Source organism: Mycobacterium sp. TY815 (assembly GCF_030755135.1).
Lineage (GTDB): Bacteria > Actinomycetota > Actinomycetes > Mycobacteriales > Mycobacteriaceae > Mycobacterium.
In genome coordinates, this window is sequence record NZ_JAUFRX010000002.1 from 19,812 (window position 1) to 44,599 (window position 24,788).

The following is a 24,788-nucleotide window of genomic DNA, read 5'->3' on the forward strand; positions in this document are numbered from 1 at the left end:
CCGGGAGGAAGATTTGCAAATCGGGAAAATCACCATCGGCTCACTCGAGGATTGGACGGTACGCCCTGGCACCTTAATTTCCTGGCACCCGACCCAGGCCGCGAGGGAAAAGGCACGTTTGGCACCGGTCAGTTCGGTGCCGGTGAGTTACATGCAGGGCCAGCATCTGCAGAATTACCGCCAGAGAAAAGATGCCGGTCTCGACTTTTCGCGACTGCTCATCGCCACTTGTGAGGCACCCGGACATTGCGATATTGCGATTATGAACCAGGCGCTCAATACATATCTGCGCCGGCATGACACGTACCGCAGCTGGTTCGAGTTCGACGATAACGGCGACATCGTCAGGCATACGATGACGGATTCGGCTCACATCGAATTCATACCCGTCGATCACGGCGAGTTGACCGTCGAACAGATACACGACCACGTGGTGGCGACACCGGACCCGCTGCAGTGGGGCTGCTTCTCGTTCGGAATCATCCAGAGCGACGATCACTTCACGTTCTACGCCAGCATCGACCATGTGCACGGCGATGCGACGCTGATCGGCATCACGATGCTGGAATCCAACGCCGTGTACGCATCCATGGTGGGCGGCAACGAGGGCCTGGCGCTGCCCGACACCGGCAGCTACGACGATTACTGCGTCCGGGAGCGCGAGCGCACCTCGGAGTTGGGCCTGGATTCGCCACAGGTCCGTAAATGGATCGATTTCGCCGAGAACAACAATGGCAGCCTTCCCGAATTCCCCCTTCCGCTGGGAAACCCGCTGGAGCTGACCAACAGCGACATGGTCACCGAGAACCTGATGGACGCCGAACAGACCGCCCGATTCGAATCCGCCTGCACGGCGGCCGGGGCGCGCTTCGTCGGCGGCCTTTTCGCCTGCATGGCACTGGTGGACCACGAGTTCACCGGGGCATCCACTTATTACGCGCTGACTCCCCGGGACTCCCGCAAGAGCGACGAGAATTTCATGACCCAGGGCTGGTTTACCGGCCTGGTACCTATCATCATTCCCATCGCCGCGGCGTCGTTCGCAGAAGCCGCGTGGTCGGCACAGGAATCGTTCGATTCGAGCCTGGACATGGCAAAGGTGCCGTATTACCGGGTGCTGGAAATTGCCCCGTGGCTGGAATGGCCGCGGCCAAATTTTCCGGTAACCAATTTTCTGCACGGGGGCGCGGCTCCACTGAATGCCGTGATCGCCGCTGCGGAAATGAGTGCCGCGAAGAGCATCGGGATCTATTCAGACCGGCGATATTCCTATCAATTGACCATTTACATATTCCGGTATGAGCAGGGCACCGCCATGGCGGTCATGTTCCCCGACAATCCCATCGCGCAGAAATCAGTCGCCCGATATGTCGAGGCGATGAAATCCGTCTGCACGCGGGTCGCCGATAGTGGGCATTGGGGACGCGTCACGTAGTCTGGGAGGACTTGGGAGATCTTCGGAGGCTGCGGATTTCTATGGTCGCCGTTCGGCGAAAATGCCCAAAGTCGCGGCGGGGGCGACACACAATATGAACGGCCGGATGGCAACGGCGGTAGCCTGCGGGCGCGGAACGCGAGAACCTGAGGTGGGGACAATTTGCGACGATTAGCCGATTTTGCGGTGCGCTGGCCCTGGGCCGTAATCGGGCTGTGGGTGGCGCTGGCGGTCGCACTGCCTCTCACGTTGCCGTCGCTGAGCGACATGGCCGAAAAGCACCCGCTCGCCATCCTGCCCAGCGATGCGCCCTCCGCCGTCACCGCACGGAAGATGACCGAGGCGTTCCACGAGTCGGGCAACGAGGACCTGCTGCTGGTGGTCCTCACCAACGAGAAGGGCCTCGGGCCCGCCGACGAAGTCACCTACCGCAAGCTGGTGGCCGCGCTGCGGGCGGACACCCGCAACGTCGTCATGTTGCAGGACTTTGTCAGCACGCCCCCGCTGCGTTCGGTGCTGACCAGCAAGGACCGCAAGGCCTGGGTGCTGCCGGTCGGCCTCGCCGGCGAACTGGGCACTCCCCGCTCCTACGCGGCCTTCACGCAGGTCACCGGTGTGGTCAAACAGAACCTCGCCGGCACGTCACTGACCGCGAACCTGACCGGTCCGGCCGCCACGGTCGCCGACCTGACGGTGGCGGGTGAGAAGGATCGACTGCCGATCGAGGTCGCGATCGCTGTTCTGGTGCTCGTCGTGTTGCTGTTGGTCTACCGAAACCCGGTGACCATGCTGCTGCCGCTGATTGCCATCGGCATCTCGATGGTGATCGCTCAGGCCGTGGTCGGCGGAGTCTCGCAGGCGAGCGGGCTGGGGGTGTCCAACCAGTCGATCGTCTTCCTGAGCGCCATGATCGCCGGGGCGGGAACCGATTATGCGGTGTTTCTCATCAGCCGCTATCACGACTATCTGCGGCGCGGCGCGGATTTCGACGACGCCGTGCGGGGGGCGCTGCTTTCCATCGGAAAGGTGATCGCCGCCTCCGCGGCCACGGTGGGGCTCACCTTCCTGGGCATCAGCTTCGCCCGGATGGGCGTGTTCTCCACGGTCGGGGTGTCCTCGGCGATCGGCGTCGGCGTCGCGTTCCTGGCAGCGGTCACGCTGCTGCCGGCGATCCTGGTCGTGGCGGGACCACGGGGCTGGGTCAAGCCCAGGCGCGAGCTGACCGCGGGGTTCTGGCGACGCTCCGGGATACGCATCGTGCGCCGGCCGAAGACCCACCTGGTCGCCAGCGTGCTGGTGTTGATCATCCTGGCCGGCTGCGCGGGCCTGGTGCGGTACAACTACGACGACCGCAAGGCCGTGCAGGCGTCGGCTCCCAGCTCGCTCGGCTACGCCGCGCTGGACCGGCACTTCTCGGTGAACCAGACCATTCCCGAATACATCCTGGTCCAGTCCCCGCACGACCTGCGCACCCCGCGGGCGCTGGCCGACCTGGAGCAGATGGCGGACCGGGTCAGCCAGCTGCCGAACATCGCCGCCGTCAGCGGCATCACCCGGCCCACCGGAGCGGTGCCGGAAGAGTTTCGGGCCACCTATCAGGCGGGCGCCATCGGCGCGCGGCTGGGCGAGGGCTCGGCGATGATCAGCGACCGCAACGATGACCTGAACCGGCTGGCCAAAGGCGCCGACACGCTGGCTGACAACCTCGGCGACGTCCGCGGCCAGGTCAGCCAGATGGTTTCGGGCATGCAGGGACTGCTCGACTCGTTCTCGTCGATGAAGAACCAGTACGGTGGCGACACTCTGGTCAGGGAGGTCTCCACCGCCGCCAAGCTGGTCAACAGCATCAATGCGCTCGGCAACTCGATGGGCCTGAACTTCACCGCCGTGCGAGACATGTTCGCCTGGGTGGCCCCGGTGCTGGTGGCGCTGCAGGGCAACCCGGTCTGCGACCTGAACACCTCGTGCAGCGCCACCCGTGCGCAATTCGAACGGCTGGTCGCCGCACGCGACGACGGCAGCCTCGACCAGATCAACGATCTGGCGCGCCAGATGGAAACCTTCCAGGACCGGCAGACCCTGAACGCGACGGTCGACCGCCTGCGCAACGCACTGACCAGCTTCAACAAAGCGGTGCATGCCATGGGCCTGGACCAGCCCGGTGGCCTGCAAGCCGGCCTGAACAATCTCCAGCGCGGTGCCGACCGGGCCGCGGGCGGAAGCCGGCAGGTGGCCGACGGGGTGGAACAGCTCGTCGGCCAGGTCAAAGAACTGGGCGCCGGTCTCGGTGAGGCGGCGGCATTCCTGCTGACTTTGAAAAACGAAGCCGCAGAACCGTCGATGGCCGGTTTCAACATTCCGGCACAGCTACTGCGTATGGACGAGTTCAAGAAGGCGGCCCGGCTTTTCATTTCGCCGGACGGACATTCGGTGCGCTATCTGGTGCAAACAAAACTCAACCCATTCAGCGCGGAAGCGATGGATCAGGTCAACGCCATCACCGACGCGGCGCGCAGCGCGCAACCGAACACCGCCCTGTCGGATGCCTCGATCTCGATGACGGGATATCCCGTCACGCTGCGCGACACCCGCGACTATTACCGGCACGACATTCGATTCATCATCGCCGTCACTCTGATCGTCGTATTGCTGACGTTGATGGCGCTGCTGCGTGCGGTTGTCGCGCCGCTGTATTTGGTTGGATCCGTGGTCGTTTCGTTCTTGTCCGCGGTGGGGATCGGTGTCCTGGTCTTTCAATTCCTGCTCGGCCAGCAATTGCACTGGTCGGTGCCACCATTGGCTTTCGTGGTGTTGGTCGCGGTGGGCGCCGACTACAACATGCTTTTCATCTCGCGAATGCGCGACGAGTCGCCAGGCAGCGTGCGGTACGGCGTGATCCGTGCCCTGGGCTCGACCGGCGGCGTGATCACCGCGGCCGGCCTGATCTTCGCGGCCTCGGTGGGCGGTCTGCTGTTCTCGAGCATCGGCACGGTGGTCCAGGGCGGTTTCGTGATCGGTGTCGGCATCCTGCTGGACACCTTCCTGGTCCGTACCATCACGGTGCCGGCCGTGGCCACCCTGATCGGACGGGCGAGCTGGTGGCCTTCACGACTGGGTAAACGGCTGAACACGCGGCGGCCGCTGTCCGGACGCGCCGGGTGACGACCGAATTAGCGGGACCGCGTGCGGGTGTGCGAGACTCGCGGAACCGAGCCGATCAGGCCCCGATCAGGCCAGGAGTGGGGATGAAAAAGCTACTCGCGGGGGTTACCGCGCTGGGAATCGTCGCGGCCACAGGGTGTTTCGGCGGCCCGGCGGCCACCGCAGACGAGACGCCGGCCGATCCCCCACCAGGTGGTGGGACGGCGTATGCACTCGGTGGCGCGCACGTATTGGGCATCCCGTACGACGAGTACATCCGGCGCGAAGGTGCCGAGTGGTTTCCTGGGCTGCGGCGCCAGATCGTCGACTACCCCGCCGGCCAGGTACAGGGGCACGTGCTGGGACGACTTTTTCCGGGTATCGGTCAGCTCGATGAGATGTTCCCGGGCCTTGGTGCGGACGGACCGAGTGTCGGCGAATCGGTCGTCACCGGGGCGGACAACCTGGACGCGGCGATCCGCCAGGGCGGCCCGGGAACGGCCATCGGCCTGTCCGAGGGTGCGCTCGTACTCAACGCCCTGCAGGCCCGGCTCGCCACCGATCCGACCGCTCCGCCCCCCGATCAACTGACGTTCGCCACTTTCGGCGACCCGGTGGCGCGACATGCCTTCGGCCAGAGTTTTCTGACCGCCATGTTCCCCGTGGGCAGTGTGGTTCCCGCGCTCGACTATCCGGTACCGCCGCCCGTCGAGAGCCAGTACGACACCAAGATGTTCATCTCCGCCTATGACTCGATCGCCGACTTCCCCGACCGGCCGGACAACTGGATGTCGCTGGCCAACACGCTCGTGGGGCTCATGACCGGCCACACCGCGGTGGCGTTCACGAACCCGAGCATGGTGCCGCCGCAGAACATCCGGACGACGGTCAACTCCCGGGGCGCGACGACGACCACCTATCTGATCCCGGAACGGCATCTGCCGCTGGTGTTGCCGTTCCAGTACGCGGGCGTGCCCGAGCAGACGCTCAACGAGCTCGACGCGGTGCTGCTGCCGATGGTCAATGCCGGGTACACGCGCAACGACGATCCACTGACCGCTCCGGTCCAGGTGGACCCGGTCAACGGCTACGACCCGGCGGCCGTCACGGCGCCGGCCACCCAGGCCACCTTCGGTGGCGGGGCCGACCCGCTCTCCCAGATCCTGTCGGGCGCCATGTCCGTGCTGAACCGGGGTGCCCGCTAAAAGACGGGTGCGGCAATAATGGCGGCCGTCACAGCGAAGGAGCCCGATGAGTACAGCCAGCACCGACCGTCCCCTGCGGGTGATCCAGTGGACCACCGGAAACATCGGGCGCCGCTCGTTGCACGCCATCATCGGGCGCCCGGACATGGAACTCGTCGGGGTCTACGCGCACGGGGCGGACAAGGTAGGCGTGGACGCCGCCGAGCTGGCCGGCTGGCCGGAGCCGACCGGGGTGCAGGCGACCAATGACATCGACGCGCTGATCGCGCTGGGCGCCGACGCGTGTTGCTATAACCCGTTGTGGCCCAACATCGATGAGCTGGTGCGGTTGCTGGAATCGGGCGTCAACGTGTGCACCAGCGCGGCGTGGATCACCGGCGGCAAGCAGACTACGCAGGACCGCGAGCGCATCCTCGCGGCGTGCGAACGGGGCGACTCGAGCATCTTCGGCAGCGGCGCGCACCCGGGGATGACGAACATGGTCGGCATGGTGCTCTCGGCGTCCTGCGAGCGTGTCGACGAGATCCGTATCACCGAGTCGGTCGACTGCTCGACCTATGAGTCGGCGGGAACCCAGACCGCGATGGGCTTCTCCCAAGACCCCGCCACACCCGGCCTGGCCGAGAGCGTGCGACGGGAAAGCGAGGTGTTCGCCGAGTCGGCCGCGATGATGGCCGATGCCATCGGCGCGCGAGTGGACCGGATGACCTTCGACGTCACCTTCACCGCCGCGACCGGCGACACAGATTTGGGGTTCATGACCATCCCGGCCGGCACTGTCGGTGGCGTCTACGGATATCACCGCGCCTGGGAAGGCGACCGCAACGTCGTCAGCGTCGGATTCAACTGGACGATGGGCGATCACGTCGTGCCACCCAAGCCACTCGAGCACGGACACGTGATTCAGGTGTTCGGCCTGCCCAACATGCGCACGGTGCTGCACTGCCTGCCGCCGAAGGATTGGACCGAACCCGGATTCATGGGCCTGGGCATGATCTACACCGCGATGCCGGTGACCAACGCCGTGCCTGCCGTGGTGGCCGCCAGGCCGGGCATCGTGACGCTCGCCGACCTGCCGCCGGTCACCGGCCGGGTCGCGCACTGACTGTGTCCTGCGGCACAGTACCGGCCCCTGACGGAACGCTGCCGTCCACTAAGGGCTAACATACTTAGCCGAGCAAATATTCTGGCGGGGCGCCGGGGGAAGCAAGCTGTCCCACGGCGCGTTACAACCCTTCAGGTGGCCGGAGACTCGTAAAAGGCGGTGGCGATGAAGGCTGGTGCGATCGCGGGTCCCACTACCCGCTTTTTCCGCAAGGCATGGATACCGCTGGTTCTGATTGTGGTGCTGGCCGTCTCCGGACTCGTCGTGTCGCGGCTGCACAAGATCTTCGGATCCCAGGACCTCAACGCCAACGCCGGTGCGGGCATCGAGATCGTCCAGTTCAACCCCAAGGTCGTGAAGTACGACATCTTCGGGCCGGCCGGGGCCACCGCGAACATCAACTACTGGGATGCCGACGCGAACACTCACCAGGTCAACGCGGCGCCGCTGCCGTGGACGTTCACGATCTCGACGACACTGCCCTCGGTCAGCGCCAACATCGTGGCGCAGAGCGACGGCAGCCAGATCGGCTGCCGGATCACGGTCGACAACGTGGTCAAGGAAGAGAAACAGTCCGACGGCGTCAATCCCCAGACCTTCTGCCTGGTGAAGTCGGCATGAGCGACCTCAACCACAGGACGGCCACCGACGACACCACACCGATCACGGTCGAGCCCGCCGCAACCACCGAGCGCGGTCACCGGCCCCTTATCCCCCACACCATCCGCATCTTCGCGGTGCCGATCATCATCGCCTGGGTGGTGCTGACGGTTCTGGTCAACGTCATCGTTCCGACGCTGGAAAAGGTCAGCGAACAACACTCCGCACCGATGACCCCTGTCGACGCCCCGTCGATGGTGGCGATGATGCGACTCGGCCACAACTTCAAGGAGTTCGACTCCAACAGCACGGTCATGATCGTGCTGGAGAGCAAGCAGCCGCTGGGCGACGACGCTCACCGCTACTACGACGGCATCATCCGCCAACTGCGCCAGGATCACGAGCACATCCAGCACATCCAGGACTTCTGGGGTGACCGGCTCACCGCCGCGGGTGCCCAGAGCGCCGACGCCAAAGGTGCCTACGTGATGCTCAACCTCGCGGGTAACCAGGGCACCACGCTGGCCAACGATTCCGTCGACGCGGTCCGAAAGGTGTTGGAGCACAATCCGCCACCGCCCGGGGTGAAGTCCTATGTGACCGGTCCCGCGGCGTTGTCCGACGACATGCACATCATCGGCAACGCCAGCCTGGCCACCATCACTCTGTTCACCCTGGGCGCGATCGCGATCATGCTGCTACTGGTCTACCGATCGATCGTCACCACCCTGGTCCAGTTGTTCATGACCTTCGTCGCGCTCGCCTCGTCACGGGGAATCGTGGCAGTTCTGGGCTACCACAACGTCTTCGGACTGACCACCTTCGCCGCCAACATTCTGACCATGCTGGCGATCGCAGCGGGCACCGACTACGGCATCTTCCTGATCGGGCGCTATCAGGAAGCGCTGCGTGCCGGCGAGGATCGAGAAACCGCGTACTACACCACCTTTCGCGGGGTTGCTCCCGTCGTGCTGGGCTCGGGCCTGACCATCGCCGGTGCGACGTACTGCCTGAGTTTCACCCGGCTGCCCTGGTTCAACACCATGGGTGCACCGGTGGCGATCGGCATGCTGGTGGTCGTGCTGGCCGGCGTGACGCTCGGGCCGGCGGTGGTCTTCGCCGGAAGCAAGTTCCACCTCTTCGAATCCAAGAGCACTGCGCGCCAAGGGCGCATGTGGCGGCGGGTCGGCACCGCGGTGGTGCGTTGGCCCGCACCGATTCTCGCTGTCAGCTCCGCGATCGTCCTGATCGGGATGGTGGCCCTGCCCAGCTACGTGACGAGCTACAACGACCGCTACTACCTGCCCGCGTCGGCCCCGTCCAACCTCGGCCAGCAGGCCGCCGACCGGCACTTCTCGCAGGCGCGGATGGATCCGGACATGCTGATGGTCGAGGCCGACCACGACATGCGCAACCCGGCCGACATGCTGGTGCTGGACCGGGTGGCCAAGAACGTGATGCGCACCATCGGTATTGCCATGGTGCAGGACATCACCAGACCGCTGGGTATCCCGATTCAGCACAGCTCCATACCTTTTCAGAACAGCATGCAGAGCCAGACGACGATGCAGAACATGGCCTTCCTGCAGGACCGCATGAAGGACATCACCAAGATGGCCGACGAGATGCAGTTCATGATCGAGACCATGGAGCGCATGTACAAGGTGACGTCGGAACTGTCCAACGCCGCCGACGACAGCGCCAAAACCACCGCCGAAACCGCCGAGATCACCAACCGCCTGCGTGACCACATCGCCGACTTCGACGATTTCTGGCGCCCGATCCGCAGCTACTTCTATTGGGAGAAGCACTGCTTCGACATTCCCATCTGCTGGTCTTTGCGGTCCCTGTTCGAGTCGCTGGACGGATTCGACCAATTGGCAGGGCAATTCGACCTCCTGACCAAAGACATCCAGCGCACGGCGGATGCCACGCGCTCGATGCTGGTGCTGATTCCGCCGATGATCACCACGATGAAGACGACGAAAGCCCTGACGCTGACCATGCAGGCCACGTTCTCGGCGATGCTGGACCAGATGAAGGCGCTCAGCGACACCGCCGTGGTGATGGGCCAGAGTTTCGACGCCTCCAAGAACGACGACTTCTTCTATCTACCGCCCGAGGCGTTCGACAATCCCGACTTCCAGACCGGCCTGCGGATGTTCCTGTCGCCGGACGGCAAGTCGGCGCGATTCTTCATCACCCACCAGGGCGATCCGATGACACCGGAAGGCATTTCGCGTGTCGACGCGGAGCGAACCGCCGCGCAGGAGGGGCTCAAGCAATCCTCCCTGTCCGATGCGAAGGTGTACCTGGGTGGTACGGCCGCGACGTTCAAGGACATGCACGACGGCGCCAAGTACGACCTGATGATCGCCGTGGTGTCGGCGCTGACGCTGATCTTCATGATCATGCTGCTGCTGACCCGCAGCGTGGTGGCGGCCCTGGTCATCGTGGGCACCGCGGCCAGTTCCATCGCCGCGTCCTTCGGGCTGTCGGTGCTGATCTGGCAGGACCTGTTCGGTATCAAGATCCACTGGATCGTGATGGCGCTGTCGGTCATCATCCTGTTGGCCGTCGGCTCCGACTACAACCTGCTGCTGGTGTCCCGGTTCAAAGAAGAAATTCATGCCGGGCTCAAGACGGGCATCATCCGGTCGATGGCCGGCACCGGCGGGGTGGTCACCGCTGCCGGTCTGGTGTTCGCCTTCACCATGGCGTCGATGCTCGGCAGCGACCTGCGGGTGCTCGGCCAGTTCGGATCTACCGTCTGTATCGGCCTGCTGCTGGACACCCTGATCGTGCGCACACTGCTGATGCCGTCGATCGCGACTTTGCTGGGCCGGTGGTTCTGGTGGCCGCAGGTGGTACACCCGCGCGGCAGCGATAATGTATTCATTCCGTCGAAAGCGGCCCCTCGCTGAATTCGCGCGAGTCGCTTTTTCAGTGAGAATGCACTAAGCCCGCACACCGCACGCACATCAACGGCTGCCGACCGCGCAGCACCTACCATTCCTTCAGGGGGCGACCATCAGTTTCGGCTCCACTAGGCAATCTGCACAGCCAGTTTGGGCAATCTGCACATCCTTTGGGGTTTCCGCACATTTCGCGTAGCGGCTTTTTCGAATAGCACAATGCCGGCACCCGCCGAGATATAAGCTCACTTTCCTCAATCGAATGGGGATTGCGCGATGTTTCAGCAAAGGTGGGGCAGTTGAGCTTTTTCGTTCTTCCGCCGGAGGTCAACTCCGCGCTGATGCACGCCGGCGCAGGTTCAGAACCTTTGCTGACGGCTGCCGCGGCCTGGGAGAGCCTGTCAGCCGAACTGGGCTCGGCCGCGGAATCGTTCAACTCGGTCACGTCAGGGTTGGTAGCCGGGTCCTGGCAGGGACCGTCGGCGGCAGCGATGGCGGCGGCCGCGTCGCCGTATGCGGGGTGGCTGGCCGCGGCCGCGGCCGCTGCCGAGTCATCGGCCGTGCAGGCCCGTGCGGTGGTGAGTGCCTTCGAGGCAGCGTTGGCGGCCACGGTGCACCCGGCGGTGATTGCGGCGAACCGGTCGCAGTTCGTGTCACTCGCGCTGTCCAACCTGTTCGGCCAGAACATGCCCGCGCTCGCCGCCACCGAATTCGACTACGAGGCGATGTGGGCGCAGGACGTGGCCGCCATGGCCGGCTACCACCTGGACGCGTCGTCGCTGGTGTCGGGGTTGCAGTCCTTCACCCGACCGGCCCAGTTGCTCGGCGGGGCCGGCGGCTTGGCGACCGTTGCCGACTCGGTAGCCGCCGCGGCGCAGGGAATCGCCAGCGGCCTCGGCAGCACGGTCAGCACCGGCACGCCGGCGACGAGCACGGTCGGCCTTCCCGGGATTCTGGGTCAGCCGGGCACGGGATTCGTCAGCGCCGGTATCGCACGGACTCTCGTCTCCGGCGCCGCGGGAGCGGCTGCGGCTGACCTCGGTCTGCTCGGCCTGCTGAATGCGGGCAATCCACTCACCGGATTCTTGAGCGCCACCGGCCCCAGCTTCGACATCTTCCCGATCACCCTTCCCCTGGAACTGAACGTCGCCGGAGCCGTCGGCCCGATCACCATCGAACCGATTCAGATCCTTCCGACCATCCCACTGAACTTCCACCAGACCTTCCTGCTGGGGCCGCTGACCGTTCCACCCATCCACGTCCCGGCAATCCCGTTGGTGGACTTCAGCATTCCGATCGACATCGGCCCCTTGACGGTGTCGCCCATCACCCTGGTGCCGGCCATCGAGTTCCCCACCCAGATCATCACCATTCCCGGATTCAATCTGGTGCCGGGCGGCATTCAGACGTCCGGACTGTGGGCGGGGCCCCTCTTCCTGAGCCAGGGCGTCTTCATCAACCCCGGCGTCAATCCCATCGCCGCGCAACTGAGCTACACGACCCCTGCGCTCACGCTGTTCCCGGGCGGTTTGAGCATCCCCGATGCCCCGCTGCACTTCGATGTCGGCATCAAGGCCGGCACCGGGGCCTTCACCATCCCCGGATTCTCCCTGCCCGAGCACGCCATTCCGCTGACGATCAGCACGGCCGGCCAGATCGACGGCTTCAGCACGCCGAGGATCACCATCGATGCGATCCCGGTGTCCTTGGACACCGTCGTCCGTGCCGATCGCGTGGTGCCTTTGTTCCCACTTCCATCGATTCCCCTGACGATCACGGCCAATGGATTTGTCGGACCCGTCCACGTTGCACCCATCGCCATACCGCAGGCGCACGCCGCGATCACCAACGCGACCGTCAGCATCGGCAGCTTCACCGTTCCCGAGATCGCCATTCCGCAGATACCGCTGCACGCGACGGGCACCGTGGCCCTGGCCCAGAACACCATTTCCTCGGTCAACCTTCTCGACCCGCTCAATCTCACCGGGCAGCTCCAGCTCGGCCCGATCGGCGGCCCGAACGCACGCATCGACATCGCCAGCATGAGTCTGGGCAGCGGCCTGCCTTCTCTCGTTCTGAGAAACATCAACGTCGCGGTCGACGCCCTTTTCTACGGTCCGCAGGCTCTCGATCTGGCGACCACCCCACTGGCATTGCCCGACATCAGCATTCCCGCACAGAACATCGTCACTCTGGGCCTCAACGGCGGCATCAATCCCATGACGTTGTTCCCGGGTGGCCTCACATTCCCGGAAAACTCGGTCAGCCTCACCAATTTCTCCGTCGGCTCCGATCCGTTCACCGTTTTTCCGGACGGCTTCCGCATCGATCAATTCCCGTTCAGAATCAACGCCACGGTGCTCTCGCCGACCCCGGTGCCCACCACCGGGAGCATCGGTCCCATCCATATTCCGGCGGCGCCGCTCATTCAGGCGATCCGTGCGGGGGGAACCGGCAACATCAACCTGAACCTCGGCTTACCCACTATTCCCACCCCCGCCATCGGCCTGGGCTTGAACGGCATCACGAACTATGGATTCGTCACGCAAGAGCCCATTATCATTCCGCCGTTCGGCAGCACCGGAACCCTTACCAGCGAACCAATCGGCATCAACGTCAACATCGGTTCGATACCGTTCACTCTCCGGGGCATACCGGTCATAGGCGGACAACTCGAAGGAAACGTCTTCGCCTTCGTCGTCAATCAGGGTATCGATGCAATGACGGTGCCGCTCGATTTCATGACGTCGCCCATCGCCATTCCGCCGCTTTCGCTGGGCGGGTCGATTCCAATCGATATTCCGTTGGACATCGTCTCCGCCGCCACCATCCCGGGCATCGGCTATACACAGTCGATTCCGCTCAACTTCGCGACGGAAATACCGCAGTTCACCATTCCGGAAACATTTATTCCCGCCATCCCGATCGGATCGAACCTCGCCCTGCCGGGGAGCATCGGGCCGCAACTGGGCGACGTGCTGACCTCCGGTACGACCTGGCTCCAGCAGCAGTTAATGAACGCGGGACTGGGCAACGCCGGTGTATACAACTTCGGCAGCGGCAACCTGGGCAGCCTCAACCTTGGCAACGGCAACATCGGCAGCTACAACCTGGGTGGCGGCAATATCGGCGATGCCAACATCGGTTGGGGCAACGGTGCTTTAGGCGCCCTGGTGGGCAAGAATGTCGGCCTCGGCAACGCCGGGTCGGGCAACTTCGGATTCGGCAACGCCGGGTCGGGCAACATCGGGTTCGGCAATACCGGCACCGGCAACGTCGGCATCGGGCTGGTCGGCGACAACCAGAACGGTTTCGGCGGCTGGAACTCCGGGACCGGCAACATCGGCCTGTTCAACTCCGGCACCAACAACGTCGGCTTCTTCAACTCGGGCAGCAACAACGTCGGTATCGGCAACTCCGGTCTGGGCAGCACCGGCCTCTTCAACGCCGGCAACTTCAGCAGCGGACTGGGCAATGCCGGCGAGCGCAATCTGGGCTTCTTCAACGCGGGTAACGCCAACCTCGGCGCGTTCAACCCCGGCAATGTCAACTCCGGCCTGTTCAACAGCGGCGACGGCAATGTCGGATTGGCCAATTCAGGTGACTTCAATGACGGGATATTGATCTCCGGCGACCACAGCATCGGCGCGCTTTTCACGGGCGACTACCAGAATGTGGCCGACCCCAGTCTGGGGATCACCCTTCTGGACATCAACCAGAACCTCGGTCCCGTCCATATCGACCCCATTCACGTTCCAGGGCTGCCGATCAATATCAACGAGACCATTTACATCAATCCCTTCACCGTGCCGCAGATCGACGTGCCCGCAATACCGGTGGAAATCCACCAAAGCGTGGCGCTGCCCGCCATCACCCTCTTCGAGGGCCTCAACATGCCGGCGCAGCAGATCGTGATTCCGCTCAACATCCCCGCCACCACCGCGTCGACGCTGCAGCTTCCGGCGATCGGCTTCAACGCCCAATACAAGCCCGACAACCTGCCCCCGTGGTCGTTCGGGCAGTTCACGATCAGCCAGCAGCTGAACACCTTGGGACCGACCGCCGGCATCCTCGTCCAGAACGGGGCCACCGATGCCCGGACCGGCAGCATCACGCTGAACCTTCCGGACATCAACATCCCGCGAATCGCGACCTCCCCGATCCCCCTGACCATCGACACCCACGGCGGCATCCCCGCCTTCACCCTGTTCCCCGGTGGACTGTCCATCCCGCAGAACCCGATTCCGGTCACCTACACGCTGACCGGCGGCCTGCAGCCGTTCACGATCTTCCCGGACGGCTACACGATCGACCCCATTCCGCTGCACGTGCACCTCGACGCCACCCTGCTCAACCCCATCGACGGCATTCCCCCGTCACTCAACCTGGTCGATTTCCAGTTCTCCGGCGGCCTGGGCCCGGTAAAGATCCCGGACCTCCCCATTCCCACCATTCCTCTGGGCCTCAATTTCGGCCTGAGCCATGGGGCTTTCACCATCCCGCCGATCGAGCTTCCGAACATCCCCATCGACATCACCGGCGACATCGGCCTGGGTCCGATCGGCATCCCGTCCCAAACGATTCCCGCGATCTTCAACGACCCGTTGGCGACCATCCATTTCGACGCGTTCAAGACCGCGGCGACGAAGATATCGCCATTCGTCATATGGACCAGCGGCAATGCGCCCTGGGACCCGGTCCCCGCGCCTACGGGGGCCTATATCTCGATCGGTTCGGGTCCGCTGACCGACCTGCTCTTTGTCAACCCCCTCGTCCTCGGCAGCGCGACCCAGGATCCGTATTCGATAATCTTCAGCGGCGGCACGCACGCGTTCAACACGCCGGCCGTCATGATCGACAAGATTCCGTTTGGCTTCCGGTTGCCGGGCGGTGTCGACGGCGCCACGCTCTTCCCGAACGGACTGACCTTCCCGGCCAACAACCTGGTTGACCTCAATCTCTCCGCCGGGCCGAAGGGCTTCACCATTCCCGCCCGAACCATCCCCGCCATCCAGGCCAGCCTGGACGCCATCGTCAAACTGGCCACCCCGGACAACCTGCTGCCGCCCTACAAACTGCTCTACGTCACCGCCAACGGAGGCATCGGCCCCGCCGTACTCCCCTCGTTCCACATTCCGTCGATTCCGCTGGGCTTCGACCTCGGCGGCGGCATCGGTCCGATCACCATTCCGTCCTTCTCCACACCGCCCCTTCACCTGGGACTCGACCCGAGCGCAACCGCGGGCCCAGTCTCGGTCCAGCCCATCAGCATCCCCCAGCTGGCCGCCGACGCGTTCCTGCATTTCGACGAGATCAAGACCGGCCTTGCGACCACCACCGGTGCGATCTATTTCAGTGGAGGCCTTGTCCCGCAGATCAATCTCGGCGGATCCAGCACCAGCACGACGCCCGCATGGGAAATCCCGTGGTTCACCGTGGCGACCCCACCAGGCGGCATTCCCGGATTCTCCATCCCCGTGGACCCGATCGAAGTCGGCCTGCCGCTGTCGGTGACCATCCCGTCGCTGACCTTCCCGGGTCTGACAATTCCGCGAATTCCGTTGGGGCAGGGGCTGTCCGGTGCTTTGCCGGCGTTCGATCTGCCGTCGATCACGATCGACCGGATTCCGATCAGCTTTGCCGGCCCGCTCACGCTGTTCTAGAGGCGCCGATGATCCCTCGTCCGATCGATTGCACAGCACACTTGCCCGCTTCCGAAGACTGATTCAGAGGTGCCGATGTCTTACGTCATTGCAACACCGGCGGCCCTGGCCGCGGCGTCGACGAACCTGTTCGACATCGGCGAGTCGATCCGGGCCGCCAGCGCGGCCGCGGCGTCGCCGACGACGGGCATCGCGGCCGCGGCCGCCGACGAGGTCTCGGCGGCGATCGCGCGACTGTTCGGCACCTTCGGCCAGGAATACCAGGCGGCCAGCGCGCAGGCCGCAGCGGCGAATGACCAGTTTGTCCAGGCATTCCAGCGGGGCGCGGCGGCGTATGAGCGCATCGAGTTCGGCAACGCCGGGCTGCTGCAACCGCTGTTGGACAGCCCGCTGGCGACGGGCCTGATGGGCCTCGTCAATGCCCCCAGCGAACTGCTGACGGACCGGCCGATCATCGGCGACGGCGCGGACGGCAGGGCGGGCACTGGTGAGAACGGCGGCGACGGTGGCTGGGTGTCCGGCAACGGCGGCAGGGGTGGTTCCGGCGCGCCGGGCCAGCAGGGCGGCGCCGGCGGCAATGCCGGCGCCAACGGCAATGGGGGCGCCGGCGGTGCCGGTGGCGATGCCGTCACCCCGGGTGGGCGCGGGGGCGACGGTGGGCGCGGCGGCAATGGTGGAACGACGACCGGTTTCGCCGGCACCGGCGGCGCGGGTGGGGCGGGTGCGCCCGGCGCCGCGGGGCAAGCCGGCGGCGCCGGCGGAAGCGGCGGGGCCGGCGGTGCCAGCCAGATGTTGGGTCTGGCCAGCGGGGGCGCCGGCGGTGCGGGCGGTGTCGGCGGGGCGGGTGGTGCCGGCCTTCCGGGTGCTGCGGGCGGAGCAGGTGGAGCCGGCGGCGTCGGCGGCGCCGGCGGCGCCGGCGGACCGGGAAGCATCGCAGGAAAATTGGGCGTCGCGGGGGTCGGCGGTGACGGCGGTGTCGGTGGTGCGGGTGGAGCGGGCATCAGCACCCCCGGGGCCGGTGGCGACGGCGGGGCGGGCGGGCACGGCGGCGATGCCGGAGCCGGCGGCACCGGTGTCGGAGGCGGTGGCTTCGGTCGCGGCGGCAATGGCGGGGCCGGCGGTGCCGGAGCCGACGGCGCCGGCGGCGCTGTGGGCGCGACCGGGTTCGCGGGCGGCCGCGGCGGCGCCGGCGGGGCGGGCGGCAGCTCCGGAGCGGGCGGCACCGCGGGCAGCGGTGGGGTCGGGGGCGCCGGCGGTCACGGCGGCAACGGTGGCATCGCCGCTACCGGCTCCGGTCTGCAAGGCGGCGGCGGTGGTCAGGGCGGCGACGGCGGCGCAGGCGGAGCCGGTGGCGCGGGTACCACCGGCATCGGCGGCAACGCCGGAAACGGCGGTGCCGGCGGTGACGGCGGAAAGGCCGGCGCCAGCAACGGAGCCGGCAGCGCCGGCGGCGCCGGCGGAAACGGTGGCGCGGCGGGGGCCGCAGGTACCGGCGCCGCAACGGGCCACGGCGGTACCGGGGGTCACGGCGGCAACGGCGGGGACGGGAGCAGCGGCGTCAACGGCGGGTCCGGCAAGGCCGGGTTCGCCGGTGGCAACGGGGGTATCGGCGGCAACGGCGGCGATGGCGGCGCGATGGGCACCGGCGGCAACGCCGGCAATGGCGGCGCCGGAGGTTCCGGTGGAAAAGGCTACTCAAGTACCAGCGGCGGCGGGGGGTTGACCGCTCCGTCCGGAGGGGCCGGCGGTAACGGTGGCGACGCCGGCAAGGCGGGCACCGGTTTAACCGCGGGTCGCGGCGGTGTCGGGGGTAACGGCGGTGCCGGTGGCGGAGGCGGAGACGGTGCCGCGGGCGGAGTCTCCGGAGCCGGTGACAACGGTGGCGCCGGCGGGGCCGGCGGCAATGGCGGCAGCGGCGGCGTTACCGGGACCGGCGGCAATGCCGGCAACGGCGGAGACGGCGGCAAGGGCGGTGCCGGTGGCGGCAAAGCCACCTCTGGCCTACCCGGGAGCAAAGGCGGCGCCGGCGGGAACGGCGGAAACGCCGGTGTCGCGGGTAGTGGCGCCGTTCAGGGTGGCGGCGGCACCGGGGGTAGCGGCGGAAACGGTGGAAACGGCGGCGTTGGCGGAAACGGCGCGCTCGGCGCCAACGGAACCAAAGGCGGCAGCGGCGGCGCCGGCGGTAACGGTGGTGCCGCCGGCGTCAATGGCACCGGCGGCAACGCCGGCAACGGCGGCGCGGGTGGTAACGGCGGCAACGCGGGTAACGACACTGGCACGGGTGGCGCGACGGCGCCGTCCGGCGGCAATGGCGGCCACGGGGGTGACGCCGGCCAGGCCGGCACCGGTGGCAAAGCCGCAGGGCATGGGGGCAACGGCGGCGACGGCGGAGCCGGCGGCCGAGGCGCCGACGGCAACGCGAGCACTGTCATCGGCGCTGCGGGCGACGCCGGCGGCGACGGCGGGACCGGCGGTAACGGCGGGAGCGGCGGCGCCACCGGTACCGGCGGCAAAGCCGGAGATGGTGGTGCCGGCGGCAATGGCGGCAACGGTCTCACCGCTGCGGGGGCACCCGGCACCAACGGTGGTGCGGGCGGCAACGGCGGCAACGCGGGCGCGGGCGTCGGAGGCGCCGGTGGCAGCGGCGGCAACGGCGGAAACGGCGGAAACGGTAATGCCGGCGCGGCCGGCAGCGCCGGGACCGACGGTGCCCGTGGCGGGGCCGGCGGCAACGGCGGCAACGCCACCGGCACCGGCGGCATCGGCGGCAAAGCCGGCAACGGCGGGGCCGGCGGGACCGGTGGTGATGGCGGGGCCGACACCGGCACGGGCGGAGCCACCGCCCCGGCCGGCGGCAAAGGAGGCAACGGCGGCGACGCCGGCAACGGCGGCAACGGCGACACCGTTGGCAGCGGCGGCGTCGGCGGCGCCGGCGGGGCCGGCGGCAAAGGCGCGAACGGCAACGCTGGTGGCGTCGGGACGACCGGTGATCACGGCGGCGCCGGCGGCGCCGGCGGAAATGGCGGCAACGCCGCGGGTAAGGGCAGCATCGGCGGAAAGGCCGGCAACGGCGGCGCCGGCGGCAACGGGGGCACCGGTTACTCCGCTGCAGGCAGCAGTGGCGGCACCGGGGGCAACGGCGGCACCGGCGGCAACGCCGGCACCGGCGGTAACGGAGCCGTCGCCGGCAGTGGCGGCACCGGCGGCAACGGCGGTACCGGCGGCAACGGCGGTAAAGGCAGCGAGGGTGCGGCCGGCGCAGCCGGAACCGCCGGCGGCAACGGCGGCACTGGAGGCAACGGCGGCAACGCGACCGGCACCGGCAGCATCGGCGGCAAGGCCGGCGATGGGGGCAACGGCGGCCACGGCGGAAAGGGCGGTGCCGACATCGGCGGCGGCGGGGCCACCGCGCCGGCGGGCGGTGCCGGCGGAAACGGCGGCAACGCCGGCACGGCAGGTACCGGGACCACGAAAGGCAGCGGCGGCATCGGCGGTAACGGCGGTGACGGCGGCAGCGGTGCTACCGGCAGAGGCGGAACCGACATCGCCGGCAAGACAGGCGATGCCGGCGGTCTGGGTGGGGCCGGCGGCATCGGCGGCAACGCCTCGGGCGCCGGCGGAAAAGCGGGCAACGGCGGATCGGGCGGCAGCGGCGGCGACGGCGGAGCCGGAGGCACCGACACCGGGACCGGCGGCACGACAGCCCCCGCCGGCGGCGCGGGCGGCCGGGGCGGCGCGGGTGGCCGTCCGGGCGCGGCGAGCGGTGGTGCCGCCGGTGGTATCGGCGGCACGGGTGGTACCGGCGGCACCGGTGGCACCGGCGGCGTAGGCGCCGCCGGCGACCACGGCGGCGCGGGCGGCGCCGGCGGCCTCGGCGGCAACGGCGGCAACGCCTCCGGTACCGGCGGCAAGGCCGGCAATGCCGGCAACGGCGGCGCGGGCGGCCGCGGCGGTGATGCAGGCTCCGACCTCGGCTCCGGCGGCTCCGGCGCACCGTCCGGCGGCGCCGGCGGCAAGGGCGGCAACGCCGGCGCAGCGGGCTCAGGCGGTACCGGCGCGGGCAAGGGCGGTGTCGGTGGTGCCGGCGGAGACGGCGGCAACGGCGGCGCCGGCACTGACAACAGCGGCAGAGGCGGCGGTAACGGCGGTGCCGGCGGGGTCGGCGGCACCGCCGCAGGCACGGGCAGCGTCGGCGGCGCCGGCGGCAAGGGCGGCACGGGCGGTACCGGTGGCACGGGCAGCGATGCGGCTCTCAATTCGGGCCTGGCCGGCGGCAACGGCGGCGTCGGCGGACTCGGCGGCAACGGCGGTAACGGCGGCGTCGGCGGCACCACCGGCGGCAAGGGCGGCGGCGGTGGTAACGGCGGCACCGGAGGCGTCAGCGGAGTCAGCGAGGGCAGCGGAGCCGTCGGCGGCGCCGGCGGCAGGGCCGGCAACGGTGGCAACGGCGGCAACGGCGGCACAACCGGTGGCAGCGCAGGCAGCGGTGGCGACGGCGGCAACGGCGGCAACGGCGGCGCCGACGCCGGGAAGGGCGGCGTGACGGCACCTTCGGGTGGCGCCGGTGGCAATGGCGGTGACGCCGGCAAAGCCGGTACCGGCGGTGCCGCCGCGGGCAGCGGCGCAGCCGGCGGCAACGGCGGCACTGGCGGCAAGGGCAGCCACGGCAACAGCGGCGTGGCCGGCACCGTGGGAGACGCGGGCGGCAACGGCGGCGCGGGCGGCAACGGCGGTAACGCCATCGGTGCCGGGAGCATCGGCGGCAAAGCCGGCAGCGGCGGCGCGGGCGGCAACGGCGGCACCGGCGGCACCGGTGTCACGGGCTCCGGTGCCGGTAACGCCGGCGGTGCCGGCGGTACGGGTGGCAACGCCGGCGCGACCGGCACGGGCAGCACGCAGGGCAGTGGTGGCCGAGGCGGCGACGGCGGCGCCGGCGGCGCCGGCGGCAACGGCCTCACCGGTGCGACTGGCAAAGCGGGCGACACCGGCGGTACCGGCGGCAAGGGCGGCGACGGCGGAACCTCCACCGGCACCGGAGGTGTCAGCGGCAGCGGTGGCACCGGCGGCAACGCCGGCAATGGCGGGAACGCCGGCGCCGACAACGGCGCGGGCGGCGTAAGCGCCCCGGCCGGCGGTGCCGGCGGAGTAGGCGGCAACGGCGGCAGTGCCGGCGCCACCAGCAACGGCGCCGCATCCGGGAACGGCGGCGGCGGCGGCAAGGGCGGCAACGGCGGCAACGGCGCTCAGGGCATCAACGCGGGCGCGTCTTTCGCTGCTGACGCGGGCGGCAGCGGCGGGGCCGGCGGCAAGGGCGGCAACGGCGGCAACTCCGGCCCGGGTGGAACCAACGGCGCCAGCGGCAGCGGCGGCCACGGGGGCAACGGCGGCACCGGCGGCAACGGCGGGCCTCTCGGCGACGACGTCGGCCGGGGCGGCGACGGCGGCAACGGCGGCGCCGCAGGGATCGCCGGCAAGGGTGGCGCTCTCAGCGCCGTCGGCGGTACCGGCGGCAACGGCGGCTCCGGTGGCAAGGGCGGCAACGGCAGTCCCGCTGCGCCGGGCGGAGCCGGCGGCAACGGCGGCAGCGGTGGCGAAGGTGGCATCGGCGACCTCACCGCGGCGGGCGGCAACGGTGGCGGCGGCGGCCAGGGCGGTAACGGCGGCAGCAACACCACGTCGATCCCCGCCAAGGGCGGTGTCGGCGGGCGCGGCGGCGACGGCGGGGCCGGTGGCGCGAGCACAGGCGCCGTCACGACCAACATCGGCGGTACCGGCGGCAGCGGTGGCACCGGCGGCAGTGGCGGCACCGGCAGTTCGAGCAAAGGCACGAATGCCCCAACCTTGGGCGGTGTCGGCGGAGGCGGCGGCAACGGCGGTAGGGGTGGTGACGCCGGCAGCTTCAATGGCTCGACCTTTGTCAGTGGCACGGCCGGCAACGGCGGGGCCGCCGGGAACGGCGGCACCGGCGGCACCGGCGGCGCGGGCCTGCCCAGCTCGGGCTTCACCGGCGCGAAGGGCGGGGACGGCGGCACCGCCGGCAAGGGCGGCGACGGCGGCACCAGCGGGGCCGGGGGCACGAACGGCGCCGGCGCCAACGGCGGCACCGGCGGCTCCGGCGGCACGGGCGGCACCGGCAGTACAGGCGGCAAAGGCACCGGTGGTGGCGACGGCGTCACGGGCGGTCCCGCAGTCGGCAGCACCGGCGGCACCGGCGGCAAGGGCGGGACTGGCGGCCCCGGCGGTGTCTGATCCGGCTACGTACACCAGGCCAACTCCGGAGCGTCCACTCCGGAGTTACAGTTCGAGCACTGTCGCCGGCGACAGCGCGTAGCGATTGGGGGCTGCCGTGTCTTTCGTGCTTGTGTCTCCGGAACAGTTGATATCCGCAACGGCGAATCTGCAGACCGTCGGGTCTGCCCTGCAGGCAATGAATACTTCGGCGGCGCTTCGCACCGGGAATCTGGCCGCTGCGAGCGCCGATGAGGTCTCCGAGGCGATTGCGACTTTCTTTGCCGAGCACGGCCAGCAGTACCAGCAGGCGGCCGAGCAGTTTTCCGTTTCCTACGAGCAATTCCGGGTCAGGATTCTGGAAACCGCGCGCGAATATGCCGTCGCCGAAATCGCTCTCGCCAAATACCTGGCCTCCAATGTGTCGCACCTCATCAACGACCCGGTGCTGGAGGCAACCGGGCGCCCACTCTTCGGTGACGGCGTCGACGGCTACACCACGGCTCAAGGCGTGGGAACGCCGGGCGGAGCCGGCGGCTGGCTGTTCGGTAACGGGGGCACCGGCGGCGTCAGCGTCCGCTACGGAGTGGCCGGAGGCGCCGGCGGCGCGGGCGGTTTGTTGGTGGGCAACGGAGGCACCGGCGGCCGCAATCTCTACGGCGGCATGCCCGGCGGCGCGGGCGGGTCGGCGGGTCTGATCGGTATCGGCGGCACGGGCGGGGCCAGCGGGCCCGGCGGCGTGGGCGGCATGGGCGGTCGGGGCGGCCTGCTGGGCGAGCCCGGCACCGCAGGGATCAGCACCGCACTGGGTCCGAATCAAACGCTGATCTATCCCGGTCAGTACGGCAGCCCGATGCTGAATATCACGGTGGGTGGCGGACCGACGTCGCCCGTCATCGTCGACTCCGGCGCATCCGGGCTGGTAGTGCCGCCGAGCTACGTCGATCTGGCCACTCTCGGCGCCCCCACCGGCACGGGCAGCGTCAGTTACGGCGGCACGCTGCTAGTCAATTACCAGACGTATCAAACCACCCTGAACTTCGGAAACGGAATCGTCACGGAACCGACCACCGTCGGCGTCGCCACCTCGGCTTCGCTGGGCGGAACAGCGGTGGATCTGTCGACCCTGCCCGCCTACCTCGGCGTGGGCCAGAACAACGACTTTCCGTTCCCCACTTCGGTGATCGAAGCGCTACCTGATCACCTGGACGACGGAGTGCTGGTCAACCTGCCACGCGGCACGATGCAGTTCGGACCCAATCCGCTGCCCCCCTATGTCGGGTTGGGCGGATCCCCGAGAACCGTTGTGCAAGTTCAGATCAACCATGAACTACCGCAGACCGTCGGCGCATTCATCGATACCGGGGGTGCACTCGGAGCCGTCCCGCAGTCGCTGGTGCCGGGCCTCAACATCGGTAACCACCTGCCGGCGGGAACGGTAATCACCGTCTCCACCATCAACGGTGTGCCCCTCTACACGCAGACGGTCACAGCCGATAACACCCCATTTGTTGTCACCTCAGCGACCGGCCCAACCTATGGTTCCGGCTATTACGTGTTCAACACGGGGTCCTACCCCTTCTCACTGTTGCCCGTCTATTTCCAGAACACCGCTGACGGAATAGGCAGGACGGTCTTCGTCCAGCAGGTCTGACGCGCCGCAGTCACTCGGCCAGTTGCAGGCAGACGGCCAGCGCCCGGTCGCCGACGTGCAGTGCCAGCACCGGGCCCAGCGGCGTCACGACCGCGGGTTCGCACGTCGGTAGCCGATCGGCCAACGCGCCGGCAACTTCCCGCGCGCCGTCAGGATTGGCGACGTGGTGCACGGCCAGCGCGGCCTGGCGCTCGCCCACGATCTCACACACCTGGTCGACCATTGCCGCGATGGCGCCCTTGGATGTCCGGATACGTTGCGCCAGAACCAGTTTCCCGTCATCGATGTGCAGTAGCGGCTTCAGCGCCAGCGCGGTGCCCAACCAAGCCTTCGCACCGCCGATGCGGCCACTGCGGCGCAGGTTGTCCAGGCGATGCACCACCATGTAGGCGTGTGTGCGGCGCACCGCGGCCGCCGCGGCGGCTGCTACGGCGTCCAGATCGGCCCCGTCCGCGGCCGCCCGAGCGGCGGTCACGGCCAGCAGCCCGGTACCCATCGCCGTCGACTTGGAATCCACAACCCGCACCGCGGAACCGAATTCGGCAGCAGCCAGTTCGGCGGCGCGGCAGGTTCCGGACAGACCCGACGAAATGTGAACGGCCACAACGCCGTCCCCATCACTGTCGGCCAGGGCCTGTTTGTAGGCGGCGCCGAGTTCGGCCGGGGTGGCCGCCGCGGTGGTGGCGTGACGCTTGTGAATGTCTTCGGGCACGTCGTCCACGCCGTCGCGCAGGTCGGCGCCGTCGAGCAGGATATGCAGCGGCACCTCACGAATCCCCCACCGATCCCGCAATTCGGCCGGTAGGCGCGACGAGCTGTCGGTGACGACCCGGACGGTCAAG

The 24,788-nt window shown here is 68.2% G+C and carries 10 protein-coding genes; 9 read left to right on the top strand and 1 reads right to left on the bottom strand.

Annotated elements, in window-relative coordinates:
* Positions 1 to 13 precede the first annotated feature (13 nt).
* From QXK92_RS19925 to QXK92_RS19965, 9 genes are all read left to right on the top strand, one after another.
* Positions 14 to 1,435: a condensation domain-containing protein gene (locus tag QXK92_RS19925; RefSeq protein WP_306244566.1), complete on the top strand. Its 1,422-nt coding sequence runs from the start codon at positions 14 to 16 to the stop codon at positions 1,433 to 1,435.
* A gap of 162 nt (positions 1,436 to 1,597) precedes the next feature.
* Positions 1,598 to 4,597 (top strand): RND family transporter, encoded by a 3,000-nt coding sequence (locus QXK92_RS19930; protein WP_306244568.1) that lies wholly within the window; start codon positions 1,598 to 1,600, stop codon positions 4,595 to 4,597.
* Positions 4,598 to 4,680: 83 nt separating this feature from the next.
* Positions 4,681 to 5,781, top strand: coding sequence for an acyltransferase PE (gene pe, locus QXK92_RS19935; RefSeq protein ID WP_306244570.1), 1,101 nt, complete (start codon positions 4,681 to 4,683; stop codon positions 5,779 to 5,781).
* A 46-nt stretch (positions 5,782 to 5,827) separates the two neighbouring features.
* Positions 5,828 to 6,886, top strand: coding sequence for a dihydrodipicolinate reductase (locus QXK92_RS19940; RefSeq protein ID WP_306244573.1), 1,059 nt, complete (start codon positions 5,828 to 5,830; stop codon positions 6,884 to 6,886).
* A 165-nt stretch (positions 6,887 to 7,051) separates the two neighbouring features.
* Positions 7,052 to 7,507, top strand: coding sequence for an MmpS family transport accessory protein (locus QXK92_RS19945; RefSeq protein ID WP_306244575.1), 456 nt, complete (start codon positions 7,052 to 7,054; stop codon positions 7,505 to 7,507).
* On the top strand, positions 7,504 to 10,410 hold the full coding sequence (locus QXK92_RS19950; protein WP_306244577.1) for an RND family transporter: 2,907 nt from the start codon (positions 7,504 to 7,506) through the stop codon (positions 10,408 to 10,410). The genes QXK92_RS19945 and QXK92_RS19950 overlap by 4 nt, the downstream gene beginning before the upstream one ends.
* Positions 10,411 to 10,700: 290 nt before the next feature.
* Complete coding sequence (locus QXK92_RS19955) at positions 10,701 to 16,064, top strand: PPE family protein (protein WP_306244579.1); 5,364 nt, start codon at positions 10,701 to 10,703, stop codon at positions 16,062 to 16,064.
* 75 nt (positions 16,065 to 16,139) lie between these two features.
* The gene (locus QXK92_RS19960; protein ID WP_306244581.1) at positions 16,140 to 22,313 is read left to right on the top strand and encodes a PE domain-containing protein; all 6,174 of its coding nucleotides are present in this window, start codon (positions 16,140 to 16,142) and stop codon (positions 22,311 to 22,313) included.
* A 112-nt stretch (positions 22,314 to 22,425) separates the two neighbouring features.
* Positions 22,426 to 23,946, top strand: coding sequence for a PecA family PE domain-processing aspartic protease (locus QXK92_RS19965; RefSeq protein WP_306246341.1), 1,521 nt, complete (start codon positions 22,426 to 22,428; stop codon positions 23,944 to 23,946).
* Positions 23,947 to 23,956: 10 nt separating this feature from the next.
* Here QXK92_RS19965 and QXK92_RS19970 read toward each other — a convergent pair whose 3' ends face one another.
* Positions 23,957 to 24,787: a DegV family protein gene (locus QXK92_RS19970; protein ID WP_306244582.1), complete on the bottom strand. Its 831-nt coding sequence runs from the start codon at positions 24,785 to 24,787 to the stop codon at positions 23,957 to 23,959.
* Position 24,788: the final 1 nt, after the last annotated feature.

Excerpts from the sequence above, each read along its gene's own strand:
- pe (WP_306244570.1), top strand. The coding sequence starts at position 4,681 with ATGAAAAAGCTACTCGCGGGGGTTACCGCGCTGGGAATCGTCGCGGCC.
- QXK92_RS19940 (WP_306244573.1), top strand. The coding sequence starts at position 5,828 with ATGAGTACAGCCAGCACCGACCGTCCCCTGCGGGTGATCCAGTGGACC.
- QXK92_RS19945 (WP_306244575.1), top strand. The coding sequence starts at position 7,052 with ATGAAGGCTGGTGCGATCGCGGGTCCCACTACCCGCTTTTTCCGCAAG.
- QXK92_RS19950 (WP_306244577.1), top strand. The coding sequence starts at position 7,504 with ATGAGCGACCTCAACCACAGGACGGCCACCGACGACACCACACCGATC.
- QXK92_RS19960 (WP_306244581.1), top strand. The coding sequence starts at position 16,140 with ATGTCTTACGTCATTGCAACACCGGCGGCCCTGGCCGCGGCGTCGACG.